Here is an 18,235-nt window from a genome sequence, read left to right as displayed (position 1 = left end):
TAAAAATTCTAATTATGAAAGAAGTAAACATCAAGAAGATGGCAATTACTTTTGCTTTTGCATTAATCATCTGGTTTATACCGGTTCCGCAAGGTGTAACAGATAATGCCTGGCATTTATTTGCCATTTTCGCAGCCACTATTCTGGGTATTATTCTCAAAGCAGCACCTATGGGTACTATGTGTATGCTTGCTATTGGCTTCACTGCCCTGACACAGGTTCTGGCACCGGGTAATGCGGCGCTGTCCGTTACTAAATCGCTAAGTGGCTTTGGTGACAAAGTGATCTGGCTTATTGGGATCTCCTTTTTTATTGCCAGAGGTTTTATCAAGACAGGTCTGGGCAACAGAATTGCTTTTATGTTTATAAGAATATTCGGTAAGAGTTCTTTAGGACTGGCATACGGACTTGGTCTTGCAGATGTATGTCTTGCTCCTGCTATTCCGAGCAATACAGCACGCGGTGGCGGTATTATTTATCCTATTATGAAATCCATGGCCATCAGCTTCGGTTCTATGCCTGAAGATATTTCTACCCATAAAAAAATTGGTTCTTATCTGACGCTTAACAGTTATTATATGAATCTGATTGCTTCTTCCATGTTCCTTACCGGAACAGCAAGTAACCCTATGTGTCAGAAATTTGCGGCCGATCTGGGGATTAATATTACGTGGATGTCATGGGCAGCAGCAGGATTTGTACCCGGTCTGGTAGCTTTTTTTACTGTACCACTCGTATTGTACAGACTGTATCCGCCGGAGTTAAAAAAAACAGGAGATGCACCAAAAATGGCAGCACAGAAACTGAAAGAAATGGGAGCGATAAAAAAAGAAGAATGGCTGATGCTTTTGGCCTTTTTTATCCTTTTAGCCTTATGGATTTTCGGAGGTTCTCTGTCTATCGACGCAACAACAACTGCATTTATCGGACTTACCCTTTTATTACTGACTTCTGTACTCACCTGGGAAGATATAAAATCTGAAAAAGGAGCCTGGGATACTATTGTATGGTTTGCGGTACTGGTAATGATGGCAAGCTCTTTAAATGAGCTCGGTTTTATAGGCTGGTTTAGTGATTTGATAAAAGTACAGATTGGTGGACTCAACTGGATGGTTGCTTTTCCGGTCATCATTCTGGTCTACTTTTACAGCCATTATATTTTTGCGAGTGCTACTGCTCATGTGGCGGCAATGTATGCAGCAATGCTGGGCGTAGGAGTTTCTTTAGGAATACCCGGCATGTTACTTGCTATGATGCTTGGTTTTATAGGTTCTATTTATGGAGTGCTTACCCATTACGGACACGGTCCCGCACCTGTATATTTTGGTAGCGGCTACGTAGATCTGAAATCTTGGTGGACAAAAGGCTTCGAAATTGGTATTCTGCTGTTGCTCATCTATATGGGTATCGGAGGTTTATGGATGAAAATAATCGGATATTATTAAACTGTTGCTTATGTTTACGACCCTTACACGAAAGCTAATAATGTGCCTCACAGGCTTGTTTCTTTGTTTTTTTCTTATCATTCATTTTTTAGGAAATTTACAATTATTCCTTCCTGCTGCAGAAGCACATACAAAATTCAATGCATATTCACATTTTTTATCCGGTAATATACTGATCAAAATAGTTTCTTATATTCTTTACAGCTGTCTGATATTGCATGCAGTAGATGCCTTGTTTATTACCCTTAAAAACAAAAAAGCAGCAAAACCGTACAGACATGACCGTCGTAAAAGAGCCAGCAAATGGTACAGCCGTAATATGGGATTATTGGGAACGCTGATTTTAATTTTTCTTGTCATCCACTTTAAAAACTTTTGGTATGTCTATAAATTCGGTTCTCTTCCACTCGATGCAGACGGTCACAAAGATTTATACATTCTGGTAGTTACTACCTTTAAAGAAGGATGGTATGTACTCCTTTACGTACTTTCCATGGCAGCCTTATGCTACCATCTCATACATGGTGTACACAGTGCAGCCCGTACATTGGGACTTTTTCATCCTAAATATGTTCGATGGATTAAGATTTCCGGTATTTTATATGCCGTAATCATCAGCGCCGGGTTCGCCATGATGCCCCTCTATATCTACTTTATACAACAGGATAACCTTTATATTGTAACAAGATGAATTTAAATGCAAAAATCCCTGAAGGTCCATTGGAAAAGAAATGGGAAAACTATAAAAAAACAGCGAAATTGGTCAATCCTGCCAATCGTAAAAAAATAGATGTTATTGTTATTGGTACCGGATTGGCGGGCAGTTCACTTGCTGCTTCACTGGGAGAAATGGGATATAATGTAAAGTCTTTTTGCTTTCAGGACAGTCCCCGTCGCGCTCATTCTGTAGCAGCACAGGGAGGTGTTAATGCAGCTAAAAATTACAAAAATGATGGTGACAGTGTCTATCGTATGTTTGCTGACACGCTGAAAGGAGGTGATTTTCGGGCAAGGGAAGCCAATGTATACCGTATGGCAGAATGCTCTCTAAATTTGATTGATCAGGCGGTTGCTCAGGGCGTACCGTTTGGCAGGGAATACGGAGGCTATTTAAACAACCGTTCCTTTGGCGGCGTTCAGGTCAGCCGTACTTTCTATGCGCGCGGTCAGACAGGACAGCAATTACTTCTGGGATCGTATCAGGCTCTGATGCGACAGGTTGGTAAAAAAACAGTTGAACTATTTACGCGTCATGAGATGCTCGATGTAGTCGTTATCGACGGTAAAGCCCGTGGCGTTATCATCAGAAATCTCGATACAGGGGCTATTGAACGTCACGGAGCCCATGCGGTAGTATTGGCGACAGGAGGTTATGGCAAGATCTATTACCTTTCCACTCTGGCTATGGGATGCAATGGATCTGCTATCTGGCGCGCTCATAAAAAAGGGGCTTTAATGGCAAGTCCAAGCTGGATACAAATTCATCCGACTTCTTTACCGCAATCAGGAGATTATCAATCAAAATTAACCCTGATGTCCGAATCATTGCGAAATGATGGTCGTATATGGGTTCCGCTCACAAAAAATGAGACCCGGTCTGCTAATGAAATTCCCGAGTCGGAAAGAGATTACTATTTAGAACGCAGATATCCTGCCTTTGGAAATCTTGCACCAAGAGATATTTCTTCGCGTGCTGCAAAAGAAAGAATTGATGCAGGCTATGGAATTGGTCCCTTAAAAAATGCTGTTTATCTTGACTTCTCAAAAGCAATAAAAGAACAGGGAATAGAAAAAATTAAAGAAAAATATGGTAATTTATTTGATATGTATGAGAAAATCACCGGATACAACGCTTATAAAGTACCTATGATGATTTCGCCCTCAGCCCACTTTTCAATGGGCGGTCTGTGGGTAGATTATGAGTTGATGACTACAATTCCCGGCTTATTTGCTTTAGGTGAAGCCAACTTTGGTGATCACGGAGCCAATCGTCTCGGAGCTAATTCTCTTTTACAAGCATCTGTTGACGGATATTTTATTGCTCCCTATACTATGGCTAATTATCTTTCAGGAGACATACATACCGGAAAAATATCTACGGAACATCCTGAATTTGAAAAAGCAGAAATGCAGGTAAGAGAACAACTGGCACGCTTTAGTAATTGTAAAGGAACTAAAACAGTTGATTATTACCACAAAACACTGGGAAAAATTTTATACGACCATTGTGGCTTGGCACGTAATGAAAAGGGATTACAACTTGCCATCAGCGAAATAAGAAAATTACGGGATGAATTTTATCAGAATGTGCACATTCCCGGGAATGAGGCAAGTATGAATACTGAAATAGAAAAAGCCGGAAGAGTTGCTGATTATCTGGAAATAGGCGAACTCATGTGCTATGATGCACTTACCCGTAATGAATCATGCGGAGCTCATTTCAGGGAAGAATATCAGACCGAAGAAGGAGAAGCGAAACGAAACGATGCTGATTACCAGTTTATTTCTGCATGGGAATGGAATTCGGGCAATACTCCTGTTCTTCACAAAGAACCATTGTCATTTGAAGTGCTGCAACCTATAGTGCGCAGCTATAAATAATAGTAAACATAAAATTATGAAATTACATCTGAAAATATGGCGTCAGGAAAGCAAAAATACAGAAGGTAAATTAGTGGATTATACCCTTGATAATCTCAATCCGAATATGTCTTTTCTGGAAATGCTGGATACACTTAATGAGCAGTTGATCATGACTGATGAAAGACCGGTAGAATTTGATCATGATTGCCGTGAAGGAATTTGTGGTCAATGTGGTGTGATGATCAATGGAGTGGCTCATGGTCCGCTTAAACATACTACAACCTGTCAACTGCATCTGCGTTCTTTTAAAGAGGAAGAGGTCATTTTTATTGAGCCTTTTCGTTCAGAAGCTTTTCCCATTAAAAAAGATCTGAAAATAGACCGGTCAGCTTTTGACCGTATTATTTCTTCAGGAGGTTATGTATCTGTAAATACCGGACAGGCTCCGGAAGCATTAACCATTCCCATAACCCATCAGGTAACCGAAGCCGCATTCGATTCGGCTGCGTGTATCGGTTGCGGAGCCTGTGTAGCTACCTGTAAAAATGGTAGTGCAGCTCTTTTTACATCAGCAAAAATAAACCATATGGTATTGCTACCTCAGGGAAAAGAAGAGCGTCAGAAAAGAGTTTTGGATATGGTTTATCAAATGGATCAGGAACTATTTGGTCATTGTTCCAATACAGAAGCCTGTGAAGTTGAGTGTCCGCAAGGCATTTCTGTACTCAACATTGCCCGCATGAATTATGAATACAACCGCGCTCATTTTTATAAAAAATAAGAGCAAAATACGATTATAAAAGAGCCGTTTATTTTATAAACGGCTCTTTTTTATCACCCTACATGCTGATCGATAAGTATAATGTTACCATCGGGATCTTTTACCATAAGACTGGCAGGACCTGATGTATTTTCGGCTACTGAAGCCAATAACTCAATATTGTTGTTCTGTAGTGTCTCTTGTATGGTTCTTATGTCTTCAAAACCTTCAACCAGCTGGGCATCCTGATCCCATCCCGGATTAAATGTAAGCAGATTTCCTTCAAACATGTTTTGAAAAATACCAATAAGCGTAGTTCCACTTTTCATGATAAGATAATTTTGATCTACACTTCCTGCCCATGCAGTAAATCCCAGAGTTTCGTAAAACTGTTTAGAAACCATAAGATCGTTCACACTCAAACTTATTGAAAAAGCGCCTAATTTCATATTCCTCTATTTTTGTATTGTTTTATATTTTATGAATATCTATTGCCATCACAGACCGGCTTAAAGAACATATTTGACTTCACCACCCTCCCCGTTCGTGGCCATCAGCAATATAAACATAAAAAGTAATAAGAACGCTACGAAAAACAGTATAAAAAAGACAAACATCCGCAAGGCAAATCCACCTAATGTATAATCGTTTCTAAAAGCACCATAATAACCAAAAATGATATATGCCAACATAAAAACAGGAATGACAAAGTAGAAAATTTCTCCAACAGGTTCCAAAAAGGGAGAAAAATCCAGATAACTCAATAGAGTTCTTAAAGTAAACAGAATAAGAATGCCTAACAACAGTATTCCTGAAACCATACAATGTTCACTAAAATTTAATTTACGTCTTTTAAAAATCAAATAGCTGTTCAAAGCCGTCAACGGAACAAATGAAAAAATAATGAGTTTATTATAAGCAGAGAGAAAGTAATCTATCTTCTCCCCTGCCTTATTCATAGCAGGTCCGGTTTGATGTCCGTATAGCTTTACAGCCCATCCGTCATAGTAGTGCTTCAAAAATATATTCAACCCAATTAATAGCAAAATAAAATAAAAGACGTTATAGTAAACCACTCTTTTGCCTGCTATATATTCCAAAGCTGCTTTTCCCGGCCGTACAATAGCTTGTTTTGCCGTATAAAGCATCCCCCTTTCAATATGAAAGGTACCGTGCAATACGTCATGCGTAATAAAATGTTTGAAAGAAATACGATGTGTATCTGACTTTTGTCCACAATTGGAGCAATACTTCCCGGATAAATGGGCATTACAGTTGAGGCAGTAGTTTTTTTCCATATAAAATTTGCTAAATACGATAATAATGATGATTTGTATGTATTTATAAAAATACAATCAATAGTTTACCTATATAAAAATAACATATTTCATAATACAACAAATAATATATATTATTTTAACAAATAAAACACAACACTATTTCTTATGATACCAACTATTTTATTGTGTAACGCATCGGTATTATAAAAAACGAATCCCTTTGGTACAGCGTTTGCAAAGTCATCTGTATAAACTATAAAAAAATTGATATGACCTATTACAATTATATCAGGAAAGGTGTTTGGCTCATGGCAGCGGTTTTAATGCTTTCCTGTAAGAAAGAAGCAAAAAATACTGAAAACCTTATCGGCTCGCGAACCGATACTACCCGAATTGAAGCTTCTGCTATGGAGAGCGGAAAATATCTGTATCAAAAAGAAGGCGATACCATATCTTTACAGTTACAGGTGAAAGATAGCAAAGTAACCGGAGAGTTGGTTTATAAATTAAAAGAGAAAGATGCAAATACAGGCACTATTGAAGGTGAGATTAAAGACAATATAATAATCGCTTTGTATACCTTTCAATCAGAAGGCACAACATCCGTCAGACAGGTAGCTTTTAAATTTACAGATAAAGGTGTTGTGGAAGGTTACGGTGCCGTCGAAGAGAAAGAAGGAAAAGTATTGTTTAAAGATATCAATACACTGAATTACACAGACGAAATGATTTTACTGAAACAAAATTAAGAATAGTAACCGCTCTCTGATAGAGACCCAAAAAAAATTAATATCCATGAAATACTTATTTATTACCGCGCTTTTTAGTGTAACGGCACTCACATTTTCAAGCTGTAAAACTGTTAAGGCAAATGATGTAGCCCAAATTGAAAATGAAAATTTACGTGTTAACGGAAAAATAATTCATATCGAAAATGGAAAAGATGGCTATGTGGCTACTTTGTTAACAAATGATAATAAGGAGTATACAGCCACTATAAGCATTGTGAACCTCAATAAAAGAGGTCAGAACTATAAGAAATACGATGTAGGTGAAACTATTACAGTAGAAGGTCCGTTTTGGAAAGACGACTCGGGCAAAACCTATATTACGGCTTACAAACTGCAATAAAAAAAACTCCTAAGACCGACTCTTTGCGGTCTTAGGATAATACCAACCTGTATAATTACTTTTTATGAAGAGTTCGCAAGGCTCTTTTTACAATATAAGCCGTTGCTTTTACAGGACTTTCATTATTCCATCGCTCACAAATGGTCTGTACGAAATCCGGTCTGGTTTTACTGGCATCGTTGAGCCAGTTCGCTACACTGTTTTGTACATAAAGCGAAGAATCAGCCCTCAAGGCTTCTAAAATAGTAACGGCCATTTCTGGTGTTTGTTTTAACTCTTCAATATGTTCACACCAAACTCCTCTGGGTCTTGTAACTTCTGTCGCAAAACGCCGTACGTTTTCATCTTCATGCATGGTCCAGTTTTCTAAAATTAAAAGTGCTTCCTCCAAATGGGCTGCCACTAAGGGTCTGACCGCCATCCAGGCAATCTCTCTTACTCCGAAATGCTGATCGGCTGCAAATACCTGAATAAAATGTAATGTTTCAGAAACGCTTTTAAAAGGCTTATTTATAATCGTGTAAACAGCCCAGCAACGCACCATATCAGAGGTATGTTGTGACAGTATTTCAAAAAATGCTTCATCATTTGAGTTGATACTTTCTCTGTAAAGTTGTGCGCCGATTGCTTTATTAACCGTATTTACGGTCTGATTTTTTAATGATTCTACTGCACTTAATACGGGTTTCAAATAAGATTCCCGACTATGCGCTTTTAAAATATTTTTCAGTAATAGTGTCTGGTCTACCGCTAACCACTCCGTCAGATTTACACTTGAAATTTTTCCTTGATTTAAGTGTTGTAACACATCATTCGGAATATCCTTTAAAGACCTTGCTCCTTTTCTTTCGAATTCCATTACAATGTTTTTAAAAGTTGCTGAATGTCGAACCGATTGGTATAATCAGCATCAATAAAGCTGTAACTAATGATTCCATCTGAATTAACTACGTATACCGCCGGAACCGGCAAGGTATTTTCATCATTGCCATTAAAATGATGAAGGTCAATTCCCAATTCTTTATAATGTGATCGTACAAAGTCCTGTAAAGAAAAACGGATTCCTAATTGTTTTGCCAGTTTGTTGTTAACATCAGTTACTACGGTAAAAGAAAGATTGTGTTGTGCTGCAAGTGATTGGCTGTGCTCTGCTTTCTGAGGAGAAACCGCTACTACGGTTACTTTTTTTTCATGTAACAATTGAAGATGCTTCTGAAGGTATTGTAATTCGAGATTGCAGTACGGACACCAGCTTCCTCTGAAAAAAGTAAGTAACATCTTACCATTTTTAAGAACATCCTTAGAATTGACTTCATTTCCATTTGAGTCTTTCAATATAAAATCCGGCATTTTATCGCCTGTTTTGATACTGTTATGCTCAATCATTCTTTTTTTTAAATCAAGAATTGATGTGGCAAAGGCTTGCTGAGTTTCCAAAGGTAATTGTTTTGTAATGCTTTCCTCAAGTATTTTTATTTGATCTGTCAAATTATCCATTTCTATATATTTTAAGTATTTTTACAAAGGTGATTAATAGGCATGATATATACAATAACGCAGTTTTTTATCCCATAGTGACAAAAAAGTCAATATTATGAATACTAAGGAAAAGACGACAGAAAATAAAATATGTCCACTTGAATTTGCTGTGAATACCATTAGTGGCAAGTGGAAAATTCCCATTGTGTGGCAAATAAATGAAGGAAAAAAAAGACCAAGTGAATTTTTAAGAGGTATTGGTACCGTTGATCGCAGAGTTCTCAACCAGCAACTTAATGAAATGATACAGGACGGGATTCTGACAAAAGAAGCATTTCCTGAACTTCCTCCACGTGTAGAATATTCTCTTACTGAATTAGGGGGAAAATTAGTTGAGGTTCTATGGAAACTCAATGATTGGGGATTATTATTACTTGAAAAGGAGGACTGCAATTTTCAGAAAAAATAACTTTTTCTGAATCTTTATACTTTTATTTATTTTATAAATTAAGAACGGATTCCCCAATTGAATGGGGAATTCCCCATTTATGCTCAAAACAAAATAAAACATAAGTAATTAAAAATCAATAAGTTAATACTTATATTTCACTATTTACCGCTATTGGTATGATTATTCTATTATGTATAGTAATAATAAATTAAGAATCGTTTTTGCACATCTTGTCAGATACAATTGGGGTTTAAATATATCTATCATCTTGATTTAAATTTGTAGGCATCAGGCTATTAAAGCCAAACGCAACTGACAATTGGCATATAACGCTTTTTATAAGAGGAGACAATATAATTGTCTCCTTTTTATTTTAATAGATAAATGACTATAAAAAGATTCTTCCATTCCAAAAAACAAAGTATAGCTTTATCCTCTCACTGGAATACTCTTGATAATCTTATATAAAAAAGCCAACCGTAATGGTTGGCTTTTTCAATTTTGATGTTATTATTTTTTCTCGGATAAACCCCGTGTCAACCATCCCCTTCTTCCGGCCGTAGCAATTGCATACGGTGTAATCCAGAATAAGGTAAAAGCATAAAATATACTATATGGATACGCCCAGAATGACTCTGACAAGTTGTGTATTTTGGCATAAAAGAATACCTGTATGCTTGAAAAGATAAAAATACTCAACAAAGTTGCACTAAGGAATAATACGGGTTGTGTTACAATAAAAATCAGCATAAGCAATGTGAACGGATATGCCAAAATCACATTTAACCATTGGTTAAGCAATAATATTCGGGGGCCGGCAGTCGATTCTTTACGGAATTTTGTAAAAGCGAATTTGCTCATCATAATATTTTCACGCACATTGCTTCGTTCCCATCGTATAAACATCTTATAAAGACTTTTATATTTTTCAGGAATATTAGTCAATACATAAGCATTTTTCTGAAACAGTACATGATATCCCTGTTTTAATATCATATTGGTCATGGCACGGTCTTCACCAATATCTGTTGGCTGTCCCATAAAAGTCTGATTCATCCATTCGTCAAGACAATTCATAACAGCCTCTTTTTTGTAAGCAGCCAAAGCTCCGGGTGTACATAAAACGGTACCTATAGAACTTTGCGCAGACCGCATGAATTCAAAACTGAAAACAAAACTTACATTCAGCATTCTTGGAATAATGGCTGATTTATCATTTAATACCCTAACGTTTCCGGCTACAGCGCCACATTTATCGTTGCCAACAAACGGACTTACCAGATTTCTCAGCGTATCTGCTTTAACAATAGAATCACTGTCAACAGTAATGAATACCTCTCCCGTAGCCATTTTGAATCCTCTATAAAGGGCATGTCTTTTCCCTTTGTTTTCAGGCTGTTGGAAAATTGACAAACGGTCTCCCAACTGCTCTTTCGCTTTTTGCATCCAATACCACGTATCATCCTGACTTCCGTCATCGATAGAAATGATCTGTACTTTTTGGTCCGGATAATCACTCGCTGCCAAACTCCGTAAAGTTTCCCAAACAAGTTTTCCTTCATTATAAGCAGGAACAATGACAGTACAGGTTGGTAATAATTCGTCTGATACTGATTTTACAGGTTTGTATTTTATATACAGAAATACCATATAAAGCAAAAAAGCTACCTGTATTACTAATAAAACCACTCCAATGCCGGCAAGCGCTGAACCCCAGAAGGTTTTCATTCTTTCTAAATGAATTGCCTCAAATTGCGGTTGTAGCTGATATACAAGAAATACTCCTGCTACCAACACTAAAAAAGCACTGATGAGAATGGTATAATCTAAAGTGGTTAAGGAGTTTCTTTTTATACGATTCATGAATTTGTTTTCCTGAATCTGTTGTTTCTTTACATTCAAATCTGGCGATTCCAATGTTTCTATTAAATTTTCGGTTTTGTATTCTCTATTTATCATCTTACTATAGGCATATAAATTACTTTATACTATTTTTATTCTACTATAGTTTTTCAACTATTATGCCATGCGTTTTGAACCCAAAAAACGTGCTTTTTCACTATTTCATGACCGCATTGTGTAGAATATGACAACAAAAAATGTAGAATTCAAAGGTTACAATATAGAGAATCTACTACTCTTTTTAGCAATAAATAATGCTTTTAAGCGGTGAACAGATATATAGATGACTAAAAAAGACCCGATTCTATTGTGCAAAAAAAAACCCGGTCAATGCCGGGTTATTTGTTTATTGATCACAATATTTTATCATCTATTTTGAATCTATTATCTCTAAAAGTTTTTCGAGATCAGCTTGGGAATTGTAAAAGTGAAAAGAGAATCTGATACCACCACCTCTCGGAGAAAACAATATATTGGCATCATGCAGCTTCTGAATAAGCTTTTCCTGAGCCGGAATATTAAAAATAGTGCTGTTATCCTGTTGCATCATTCGCATGTCTGACAGAAGCCCTCTGTTGCCCAATTCTTTTTTAGCTGTTGTGCTGATCTTTTTAATTTGCTGTTCGATTTTTTCAAATCCATGTTGCTCAAAAAAATACAACGACTGCAATAAAGTGCCGAAATTCAGCGTATCTAAATGCCCGGGTTCAAAAGAAAGAGACAACAAACTGCGCTCTTTTAAAAACGGCACATCGGGTAGCGATACTGTCGCTGTATTGTTGAATAATTGGTCTTTAATTTCTTCTTTTATCAAGATATATCCGTTGCCATAGCCTCCCAACATCCATTTGTAATTACTGCCAACAAGCACATCGAGACCGGAAGTATCAAAATTAAAATCCTGTGTACCGCAAAATTGTGTTCCGTCTGCAATAAGAATGAGCTGTGGAAATTCTTGTTTTAAGCGTTTGATAAATTCAAGATTGATTTGGAGTCCTGATATATACTGAACAATGCTGAAAGCAAATACAGCAGGTTGCGATGTTTTTATCTTATCGATAATTTTTTCTTCGATATGTTCGTCAAAAGTTACATATTCATAAGCAAAACCTCCGTTTAATACAGGAAAAGTCAACGATGGATAATCATCTTCAATTAGGAGAAAGGAAGTTTTCTTTGGAAGTCCCTGTAATAATGTAGTAAAGCCGAAAGAAAAATTGGGGATGAGAAACGTATTTTCGGCACCTGTGTGAAAAAACTTTGCCAGCTGTACTCTAACATCCTGCAGAAAAGCCGCCTGATGTAATCTAAAATTACTGCCTTGTTCTAAAAACCAGATATCATGACTGTTTCTCCATTGCTGGGCAGCTTTGGTCAACAAACCTGAACCTGCAGTATTGAGATAGGTATACTGATCCAATACCGGAAATTGTTTTCTTATATCCATCTTATCAATTATCTTCTAAACTTAAAAATATATTTCTGGAATTACAAGGGCTTTCTATTAATATTCTAAACTGAAAAATGAGTCTGAAAACCTACTGTTTTCCCCAATTTTCTTTAAAATAATCAAGGTATTGATTGAATTGTGAATCCTTTTCCATATATTTTTTAGTTATCTTCTCCCATTCATCGAATTTGGCTCTGTTTTTTAGAAGAAAATAGGAATGTGTCATGTTCAAAGCCATCTCTGATTTTTGCTGATTATCTTTAGTAAGAGCTATTCCTTTTTTATAGGTTTCCTCTGCCTTTTCTATCTCCCCCATACCCAATAAGGTAAATCCAAGCTCTTTACAAAATAAAGAGTTTTTCGGGTCTTTGCTGATCGCTTTTGTCAATACTTCAAATGCTTTTTCATAGTTTTCCGTGGCATTGTAAGCATACGCCAGTTCAAACTCAACTCCTTCATAATGTGGATTGACGGCATAGACTTGCGAAAGCGGTTTAAGAGCATTTATACTCGCGCCAACATGATTATAACTTGAACCTATTTTCACAAGATAAGACAGCTCATTTTCATTTCTTTTATATACCTCTAACCATTCGGGTTGAGCAGGTAATTGTAAATTAGCAATTTGTTTATCTGTAAGGATGTGTACATTAGCTGTATTTGCAGTAAGTCTGGATTTGAACATTCCCTGAAATTCGCGTGGGATATTTTCGAAACCTTCATCTGTAATTTTAAAATCAGAGGTATAATCAAACGTAAATCCCGCATCCTCGTCGATATAAATAAATCCGTATCCATATTCTTTCTGATCACCATTTTTTTCAAAAGCTACCCATTTGTCAACCGCATCAAAAAAACGTGTATCAAAATTCAAATCTTGTCCAAAACAATATCCTGAACATAAAACGGCTAATAGTAAAATTTTTTTCATAGGTAAAATTATTGTATGTTATTTTTATTATATCTCAAAATGGATTTCATTTAGCTGCTATTTGCTGACTAAACCGCATCCAAAACAGAAAATTCATTATATCCTTCTATTTGCTCTAAATGCCTGTTGATCTGATACTCATTAAAATTATCCCAATAAGGTGCACTACTTCTCTTCTCTCCATACATGGCATCCAGACACTTATTATTGTCTTTATATTTTGTGTATAGGACCTTCAGTATTTTAAAGAAAAAGGCATCCAGTTTTGTGATAGCTTCAAATTCTGTATGTAAAACTTTTTCTGACGCATCGGCAATTTGTAATAAGTTCAGGATTTCTCTTTTTTCTTCTTCATTGATTTCAGTTAAATAACCTGATTTCAGCACTTTAAAAACGAGATTATTCCAAACCTCACTGTCATGTCCCCAGGATACATCTGCAATGTTTAAAGAATGTTCGCAGATCAGAATAAGTGCATACAGTACATCTTTTAAATTCTGTTCAGGAAACTCATCCAAACTTCTGAATTCAAAACCACTTTGATACATTTTCTCCTGATTGAAGTCGAGACCCACTTCAGATAGCAGCTCATATCCCATGTAGGTTTCAATCTGATCACGCCACCAAATATTTTCCTGCTTTGAAAATTTTAGCAATTTTCTGAAATCCTCTACTTTATAAGTGAGTATTTTTCCTTTTGGCATTGACTTATGATAAGTACCCACACCAATATAGCGGGACATGGCATTTCTCATAGAACCCAGGGTGAACTTTTTATCAAGAGTGTATTTTTCACTTATGACCCCCATAATATCGGGACTGCCTAATGTAGCTATAAAAAAAGGTTCAAACCATTGCAGCATATAAATCGCATTGGCATGTGTTTTTTCAAAAGCATCATAATCAACAATACGGCTGTCTTCTGTTAATGTAGGCAATGTAATATGAAAATGATAGGTACCGTTATTGAATAAAACCAGATTTTCCTGATTGGTCATAAACATATTTAAGCCAGAATTATAATCCGGAAAATATAAGGTTTCGTTTAAAATACCCGATGCGTTGATTTTGTCTAAGAACAATTTCTTGGTCGCTTTGAGTTCTTTACAGGAATCAATAACGGTACGGTTTTCGAAATATTTGGTTACAAATTCAATCGAATCGCCATCAAAATGAACACAACCCATCGTTTTATTCCTTTGCGTAATCATGCTCTGAATATTGTAGGGTTGACCTTCCAGAAAAAGTTCCATAATTGATTTTCCAGTATACAAGGGATTTTCAAGAGGTTCCGGTATAGTCTCATCAACAGCTGTTTTAGGTACTGCCAATGTTTTGTGCTGATAGTGAATATCCAGTTTTTCAAGCGAATGGCTGTTGATCATCCTGCTTACCTGATAATATTCATTACCCTCAAAAGCCTTTTTCAACAAAGGATCTAAAATGCCTGACTGGTAGCATGTTGTATAATCAAGACTATATCGTTCAAAACCGATGTTATCATGTATAAATTTTCCAGTGACTATTAATGGATCCTCAAATTGCAAGTAGGTTTCATTTTCCAATCCTATTCCCCAATAATACTTTTTTGTCTGACTGTTTTCCATTTATACTGCTTATCTGTTGTATGTTATTGAACTTTTATTCCGCGATTTATTTTTGGAAAAAACCGATCACATATACAATTCCTGGAGATAAAAGAATGTATGGTGGAAAAGACAAAATTTATCATGTCCGCCAGAAAATCTTAATTTTTACTTTAAAAGTAAAAGTATATCTTGTTTTCAGAAATTGGTTTTTGTATCGACTGAAAGATTGATAATAAGTAGCATTTTATAAGGAAGTTATAAACCTGTACTGTTATTAATTGCTTTTTTATCAATAATTTGAACAAAAGAATAGCCCAAAATTATTTTCTTTGCTTCCGTTTTTCCAAGTAGCGAAAGTACTTCTTTATTACGTCATTTGCAAGCGTATAAAACACTGATAGTCAGACATCCTTTTTAATTATCGGATAAGAAGCAGAATTGTTTGCATCTAATCATGGTAATAAAGCACAAATGAAGAATATAAATCATCTTGCCACCAGTCTTTTCTCGCCTCAGAAAAATAATTATAGTTCAATTTTCCGGCTTGTGACTGCAGCGGATATACTACAACTCCATTCACACGATGGGCTTTATGATTGGCGTTTTCAGGAACCACAGGAACAATATGTCCTGAAAGTCCTTTTACTTTTCTTTTGGCGCAAATAATGCCAATACCTCCGTTCGTATTTACCAGATTCTGAAGTGTATCAACAGAATCTACTCTTTTCCATCCAAAACTGCTTCCCCATTGTAAGAACCAGTCATGTATGGCACTGGAATATATACGATCGACCGTTTCACCGAAAATTGCTTCTACTTCTTCTCCTTTCAGCACCCGTTCCAAAGCATCATCTGTCCACCAGACTGTGGGAAGATATACATTGGAAAAATAACAATAATCATAAGAATATACATTGCAGTACGTATCTTCAGCCGTTTTCTGATATCTGAGGTTTTCTTCAACATTCAATTTCTCAATCAGTTGATGCAAACTTTGTTTTTTAAGATCTGTATTTGTATTGTCTCTGTAAGGAATAGTGGTATCAAGAATCGGATGTTCTTTCTTTTCCTGAGTTTCGAGACGGGACTTTATATGAGGTAATAAATCAGCTTTTTTTATGTGTGTATTTGGTATCGGAGTATCATCTTCAGATAACAATGGTATTGTTATGGTGTCTTTGCCCATATTTGGTTACTTAAAATTAATTATTCTACCACTATAAAAAATAATTCTATAGTACGATTTGGTCAACCTAAAAGTAAATATAAGAATTTTAAAGTTTTAATCGGTTTTCTAAGGTCTTTTATTTCTTTGAAGTAAGAGAATTCAAGTTGGATTTTTTAAAGTAGATAAAGAGCAGAAATGATTCTATCGAAAAACCAAATTGGTTGAATCACTTTAGATCGGAAATTACTATCTGTTCTATTCTGAAGTTAATCATCATCCTCCTCAAATATTTGGTCCATTCTTTTATTAAATTCTTCAACTTATTTTTTAATGATTTAACTTATAAAAAGAATTGGGACATAAGGATTTGATGTTGTTTTAATGATGGAAATTAAGCATTCTTATATGCTGTTTTAGCATCATCCAGTACCTCTTTCAGTATACAAGCTGCCTTATAATATTTTTCTGCATTTGATTCGTTCGGTGTTTTTTCAAAAAATTCTTTTTTTGTTTTTACAAGGGCATCCATATAAGCATGATACCCTTCATCATGACACAAACACAAAATAGCGGCTTTTTTAAACTCAGAATACGGACCAAGTATTTCTTTAATTTCGGCATTATCTCTTACATTGCTTATGAATTCATAGAGACTATTGATATGCCCCCATCTGTCAAAAAAAGGAAGAATATTTTGCTGAAACTGTTCTTTAAATTCAAAAATGATACTCTCTGTAACCGGTAGTTCAGCGTTGGTTTGCTGATGTATAAAAAAGGATGGCAAACGATTATCATCAGTAACTTTAGGCAACAATCCTGTTTGAATTAGAACCTCATTAATAATATTATCAAACTCATTATAGTTTACCTGATAGCGTACCGGTGTAAAAATGTATTCCTTATTATTTATTTTTTTTAGAAGTAAGTATATTTCTAAATCAGTCTGGGTGCCCTTGTTTAAGTAATGATAACTTACATAATCTCTTCCCGTTACAATAGTTTCGTCTGTTGGTAACGATCTGTTGATGATTCTTTTTATCTCTTTCATTATCTGATTCATACAATCTATTTTTAATTAATGTATATTTTCTGTTTGATGTTCTTGTTTAGTAATAGATTCAGGGCGTATAAACAGCACCTATAAATTAAACAGAACTATAATGCTGTAACAATTAGAATGTTTAATTGTCTGGTAAATATCTTGCCGTATTTTTATAGATACCATGCTCAAAAAAATGGATTCCTCCGTCATAGACTACTTCTTTACTTTTGCGGTCTCTTCCTTGTAACTCATTTTTAAAATAATCGACATATTTTCTAAAATATTTTTTACCGTAGTAGTCACTATCTATTACAAATAGTGGCTCACTAATGGGTTCGTCTAATGCTTCGTCCAAGTCCTTGTAACTTGTCATTACAAAAAATATTTTATATCCGTTAGCCCGTGCATATGCTTCATAAACTGGCAACGGTAAACAACTGTCAGCCGGACAGCCAACAGTAAAGATATATACTATAGCTTTGGGATACTCCCTGAGTTCCTCTAACAGCTCTGTAGCATTGATCTTATACACTTTACCTTTGGTTAGTATGGTATTGCTCCGAAAAGGCTGTACCAATGTTTTTTGCTCAGCAGTAAGTTTGTTGTAGTCGTCTGTCAGTCCTCTGACCTGAATACAGGATAATAATATACAAGATACCAGTCCTGATAAAATGCTTTTTTTTAACATATTATTTTTATTGAATTACTTATTTCGTTTTAAAAGATGATGTACACAGTAGGTATTTCTGTTACTGAAAAGGAGTTAGTACAGATGTGCTAACTGTTATTAACATCACTGAAAGATCATTATAATTATTAATAATATAAGATGCCCTGTATTGTTGAAGTGATATACAGCTGAATGCATCTGCATTTATGGTAGATTAATATCAAAGTAAAGGCTTTATTTTAAAAAAAGCAAATTATCCTCTATGAATTCATGACTTTTCATATCCTTATGTATATATTAATTCATACAATCACTCCAAATTCAAGATATAAGACTTGCTATTACCTAATAAAA

Annotated in this window: 20 protein-coding genes; 9 read left to right on the top strand and 11 right to left on the bottom strand. The window is 35.6% G+C overall.

Translation table 11 applies throughout. From position 1 onward, the window contains the following. The first annotated feature begins 14 nt into the window (after nt 1-14). Genes QW060_RS05625 through QW060_RS05610 form a run of 4 tightly spaced genes read left to right on the top strand, consistent with a single transcriptional unit; the run spans nt 15 to nt 4,809 of the window. On the top strand, nt 15-1,445 hold the full coding sequence (locus QW060_RS05625) for an anion permease (protein WP_290364698.1): 1,431 nt from the start codon (nt 15-17) through the stop codon (nt 1,443-1,445). Nucleotides 1,446-1,455: 10 nt separating this feature from the next. Further along, on the top strand, nt 1,456-2,136 hold the full coding sequence (locus tag QW060_RS05620) for a succinate dehydrogenase cytochrome b subunit (protein ID WP_290362674.1): 681 nt from the start codon (nt 1,456-1,458) through the stop codon (nt 2,134-2,136). Continuing rightward, nucleotides 2,133-4,046 carry a fumarate reductase/succinate dehydrogenase flavoprotein subunit gene (locus tag QW060_RS05615; RefSeq protein ID WP_290362673.1) on the top strand — a complete coding sequence of 638 codons (1,914 nt, stop codon included), beginning with the start codon at nt 2,133-2,135 and terminating at the stop codon, nt 4,044-4,046. Before QW060_RS05620 ends, QW060_RS05615 begins: the two co-directional genes overlap by 4 nt. Before the next feature lie 16 nt (nt 4,047-4,062). Next, nucleotides 4,063-4,809 (top strand): succinate dehydrogenase/fumarate reductase iron-sulfur subunit, encoded by a 747-nt coding sequence (locus tag QW060_RS05610; protein WP_290362672.1) that lies wholly within the window; start codon nt 4,063-4,065, stop codon nt 4,807-4,809. A gap of 53 nt (nt 4,810-4,862) precedes the next feature. On the opposite strand, the gene QW060_RS05605 is transcribed toward QW060_RS05610, so the two are convergent. Both QW060_RS05605 and QW060_RS05600 read right to left on the bottom strand, forming a co-directional pair. Beyond that, nucleotides 4,863-5,237 carry a VOC family protein gene (locus QW060_RS05605; protein WP_290362671.1) on the bottom strand — a complete coding sequence of 125 codons (375 nt, stop codon included), beginning with the start codon at nt 5,235-5,237 and terminating at the stop codon, nt 4,863-4,865. A gap of 60 nt (nt 5,238-5,297) precedes the next feature. After that, complete coding sequence (locus tag QW060_RS05600) at nt 5,298-6,086, bottom strand: DUF3667 domain-containing protein (RefSeq protein ID WP_290362670.1); 789 nt, start codon at nt 6,084-6,086, stop codon at nt 5,298-5,300. A gap of 251 nt (nt 6,087-6,337) precedes the next feature. On the opposite strand from QW060_RS05600, the gene QW060_RS05595 reads away from it, so the two are divergent. Both QW060_RS05595 and QW060_RS05590 read left to right on the top strand, forming a co-directional pair. Continuing rightward, a complete protein-coding gene (locus tag QW060_RS05595) occupies nt 6,338-6,817 on the top strand; it encodes a hypothetical protein (protein ID WP_290362669.1) in 480 nt (159 codons plus the stop codon). A 46-nt stretch (nt 6,818-6,863) separates the two neighbouring features. Continuing rightward, on the top strand, nt 6,864-7,199 hold the full coding sequence (locus tag QW060_RS05590) for a hypothetical protein (protein WP_290362668.1): 336 nt from the start codon (nt 6,864-6,866) through the stop codon (nt 7,197-7,199). A gap of 55 nt (nt 7,200-7,254) precedes the next feature. On the opposite strand, the gene QW060_RS05585 is transcribed toward QW060_RS05590, so the two are convergent. Further along, entirely contained in the window at nt 7,255-8,058 is an 804-nt protein-coding gene (locus tag QW060_RS05585) for a DNA alkylation repair protein (RefSeq protein WP_290362667.1), read from the bottom strand. Beyond that, nucleotides 8,058-8,696 (bottom strand): peroxiredoxin-like family protein, encoded by a 639-nt coding sequence (locus tag QW060_RS05580; protein ID WP_290362666.1) that lies wholly within the window; start codon nt 8,694-8,696, stop codon nt 8,058-8,060. The genes QW060_RS05585 and QW060_RS05580 overlap by 1 nt, the downstream gene beginning before the upstream one ends. A 97-nt stretch (nt 8,697-8,793) precedes the next feature. Between QW060_RS05580 and QW060_RS05575 the strand changes: the two genes are divergently transcribed. Beyond that, the gene (locus QW060_RS05575) at nt 8,794-9,147 is read left to right on the top strand and encodes a winged helix-turn-helix transcriptional regulator (RefSeq protein WP_290362665.1); all 354 of its coding nucleotides are present in this window, start codon (nt 8,794-8,796) and stop codon (nt 9,145-9,147) included. Between the two features lie 492 nt (nt 9,148-9,639). Here QW060_RS05575 and QW060_RS05570 read toward each other — a convergent pair whose 3' ends face one another. The 4 genes from QW060_RS05570 to QW060_RS05555 all read right to left on the bottom strand — a co-directional run bounded on the left by QW060_RS05570 (nt 9,640) and on the right by QW060_RS05555 (nt 15,019). Further along, a complete protein-coding gene (locus QW060_RS05570; protein ID WP_290364697.1) occupies nt 9,640-10,992 on the bottom strand; it encodes a glycosyltransferase in 1,353 nt (450 codons plus the stop codon). Between the two features lie 409 nt (nt 10,993-11,401). Next, entirely contained in the window at nt 11,402-12,478 is a 1,077-nt protein-coding gene (locus QW060_RS05565) for an aminotransferase class V-fold PLP-dependent enzyme (RefSeq protein ID WP_290362664.1), read from the bottom strand. A 91-nt stretch (nt 12,479-12,569) separates the two neighbouring features. After that, nucleotides 12,570-13,412, bottom strand: a complete 843-nt coding sequence (locus QW060_RS05560) for a tetratricopeptide repeat protein (RefSeq protein WP_290362663.1) — start codon at nt 13,410-13,412, stop codon at nt 12,570-12,572. A gap of 68 nt (nt 13,413-13,480) precedes the next feature. Then, nucleotides 13,481-15,019 carry a hypothetical protein gene (locus tag QW060_RS05555; protein WP_290362662.1) on the bottom strand — a complete coding sequence of 513 codons (1,539 nt, stop codon included), beginning with the start codon at nt 15,017-15,019 and terminating at the stop codon, nt 13,481-13,483. A gap of 20 nt (nt 15,020-15,039) precedes the next feature. Between QW060_RS05555 and QW060_RS05550 the strand changes: the two genes are divergently transcribed. Beyond that, nucleotides 15,040-15,231 (top strand): hypothetical protein, encoded by a 192-nt coding sequence (locus QW060_RS05550; protein WP_290362661.1) that lies wholly within the window; start codon nt 15,040-15,042, stop codon nt 15,229-15,231. A gap of 218 nt (nt 15,232-15,449) precedes the next feature. On the opposite strand, the gene QW060_RS05545 is transcribed toward QW060_RS05550, so the two are convergent. Continuing rightward, on the bottom strand, nt 15,450-16,187 hold the full coding sequence (locus QW060_RS05545; RefSeq protein ID WP_290362660.1) for a hypothetical protein: 738 nt from the start codon (nt 16,185-16,187) through the stop codon (nt 15,450-15,452). Nucleotides 16,188-16,390: 203 nt separating this feature from the next. On the opposite strand from QW060_RS05545, the gene QW060_RS05540 reads away from it, so the two are divergent. Continuing rightward, nucleotides 16,391-16,540 (top strand): hypothetical protein, encoded by a 150-nt coding sequence (locus tag QW060_RS05540; protein ID WP_290362659.1) that lies wholly within the window; start codon nt 16,391-16,393, stop codon nt 16,538-16,540. Nucleotides 16,541-16,560: 20 nt separating this feature from the next. Here the strand turns inward: QW060_RS05540 and QW060_RS05535 are convergent, their stop codons facing one another. Further along, nucleotides 16,561-17,229, bottom strand: coding sequence for a hypothetical protein (locus QW060_RS05535; RefSeq protein ID WP_290362658.1), 669 nt, complete (start codon nt 17,227-17,229; stop codon nt 16,561-16,563). A 121-nt stretch (nt 17,230-17,350) separates the two neighbouring features. Next, on the bottom strand, nt 17,351-17,899 hold the full coding sequence (locus tag QW060_RS05530; RefSeq protein WP_290362657.1) for a hypothetical protein: 549 nt from the start codon (nt 17,897-17,899) through the stop codon (nt 17,351-17,353). Nucleotides 17,900-18,235: the final 336 nt, after the last annotated feature.

The sequence above is a fragment of the Paenimyroides ceti genome (assembly GCF_030409925.1).
The sequence above is the reverse complement of the archived record's forward strand: the minus strand, read 5'-3'. Positions and strand labels throughout refer to the sequence as shown.

What these genes read in the sequence shown, in the direction of transcription:
- QW060_RS05625 (WP_290364698.1), top strand. Translation starts at nt 15, where the DNA reads ATGAAAGAAGTAAACATCAAGAAGATGGCAATTACTTTTGCTTTTGCA.
- QW060_RS05620 (WP_290362674.1), top strand. Translation starts at nt 1,456, where the DNA reads ATGTTTACGACCCTTACACGAAAGCTAATAATGTGCCTCACAGGCTTG.
- QW060_RS05615 (WP_290362673.1), top strand. Translation starts at nt 2,133, where the DNA reads ATGAATTTAAATGCAAAAATCCCTGAAGGTCCATTGGAAAAGAAATGG.
- QW060_RS05610 (WP_290362672.1), top strand. Translation starts at nt 4,063, where the DNA reads ATGAAATTACATCTGAAAATATGGCGTCAGGAAAGCAAAAATACAGAA.
- QW060_RS05605 (WP_290362671.1), bottom strand. Translation starts at nt 5,237, where the DNA reads ATGAAATTAGGCGCTTTTTCAATAAGTTTGAGTGTGAACGATCTTATG.
- QW060_RS05600 (WP_290362670.1), bottom strand. Translation starts at nt 6,086, where the DNA reads ATGGAAAAAAACTACTGCCTCAACTGTAATGCCCATTTATCCGGGAAG.
- QW060_RS05595 (WP_290362669.1), top strand. Translation starts at nt 6,338, where the DNA reads ATGACCTATTACAATTATATCAGGAAAGGTGTTTGGCTCATGGCAGCG.
- QW060_RS05590 (WP_290362668.1), top strand. Translation starts at nt 6,864, where the DNA reads ATGAAATACTTATTTATTACCGCGCTTTTTAGTGTAACGGCACTCACA.
- QW060_RS05585 (WP_290362667.1), bottom strand. Translation starts at nt 8,058, where the DNA reads ATGGAATTCGAAAGAAAAGGAGCAAGGTCTTTAAAGGATATTCCGAAT.
- QW060_RS05580 (WP_290362666.1), bottom strand. Translation starts at nt 8,696, where the DNA reads ATGGATAATTTGACAGATCAAATAAAAATACTTGAGGAAAGCATTACA.
- QW060_RS05575 (WP_290362665.1), top strand. Translation starts at nt 8,794, where the DNA reads ATGAATACTAAGGAAAAGACGACAGAAAATAAAATATGTCCACTTGAA.
- QW060_RS05570 (WP_290364697.1), bottom strand. Translation starts at nt 10,992, where the DNA reads ATGAATCGTATAAAAAGAAACTCCTTAACCACTTTAGATTATACCATT.
- QW060_RS05565 (WP_290362664.1), bottom strand. Translation starts at nt 12,478, where the DNA reads ATGGATATAAGAAAACAATTTCCGGTATTGGATCAGTATACCTATCTC.
- QW060_RS05560 (WP_290362663.1), bottom strand. Translation starts at nt 13,412, where the DNA reads ATGAAAAAAATTTTACTATTAGCCGTTTTATGTTCAGGATATTGTTTT.
- QW060_RS05555 (WP_290362662.1), bottom strand. Translation starts at nt 15,019, where the DNA reads ATGGAAAACAGTCAGACAAAAAAGTATTATTGGGGAATAGGATTGGAA.
- QW060_RS05550 (WP_290362661.1), top strand. Translation starts at nt 15,040, where the DNA reads ATGTTATTGAACTTTTATTCCGCGATTTATTTTTGGAAAAAACCGATC.
- QW060_RS05545 (WP_290362660.1), bottom strand. Translation starts at nt 16,187, where the DNA reads ATGGGCAAAGACACCATAACAATACCATTGTTATCTGAAGATGATACT.
- QW060_RS05535 (WP_290362658.1), bottom strand. Translation starts at nt 17,229, where the DNA reads ATGAATCAGATAATGAAAGAGATAAAAAGAATCATCAACAGATCGTTA.
- QW060_RS05530 (WP_290362657.1), bottom strand. Translation starts at nt 17,899, where the DNA reads ATGTTAAAAAAAAGCATTTTATCAGGACTGGTATCTTGTATATTATTA.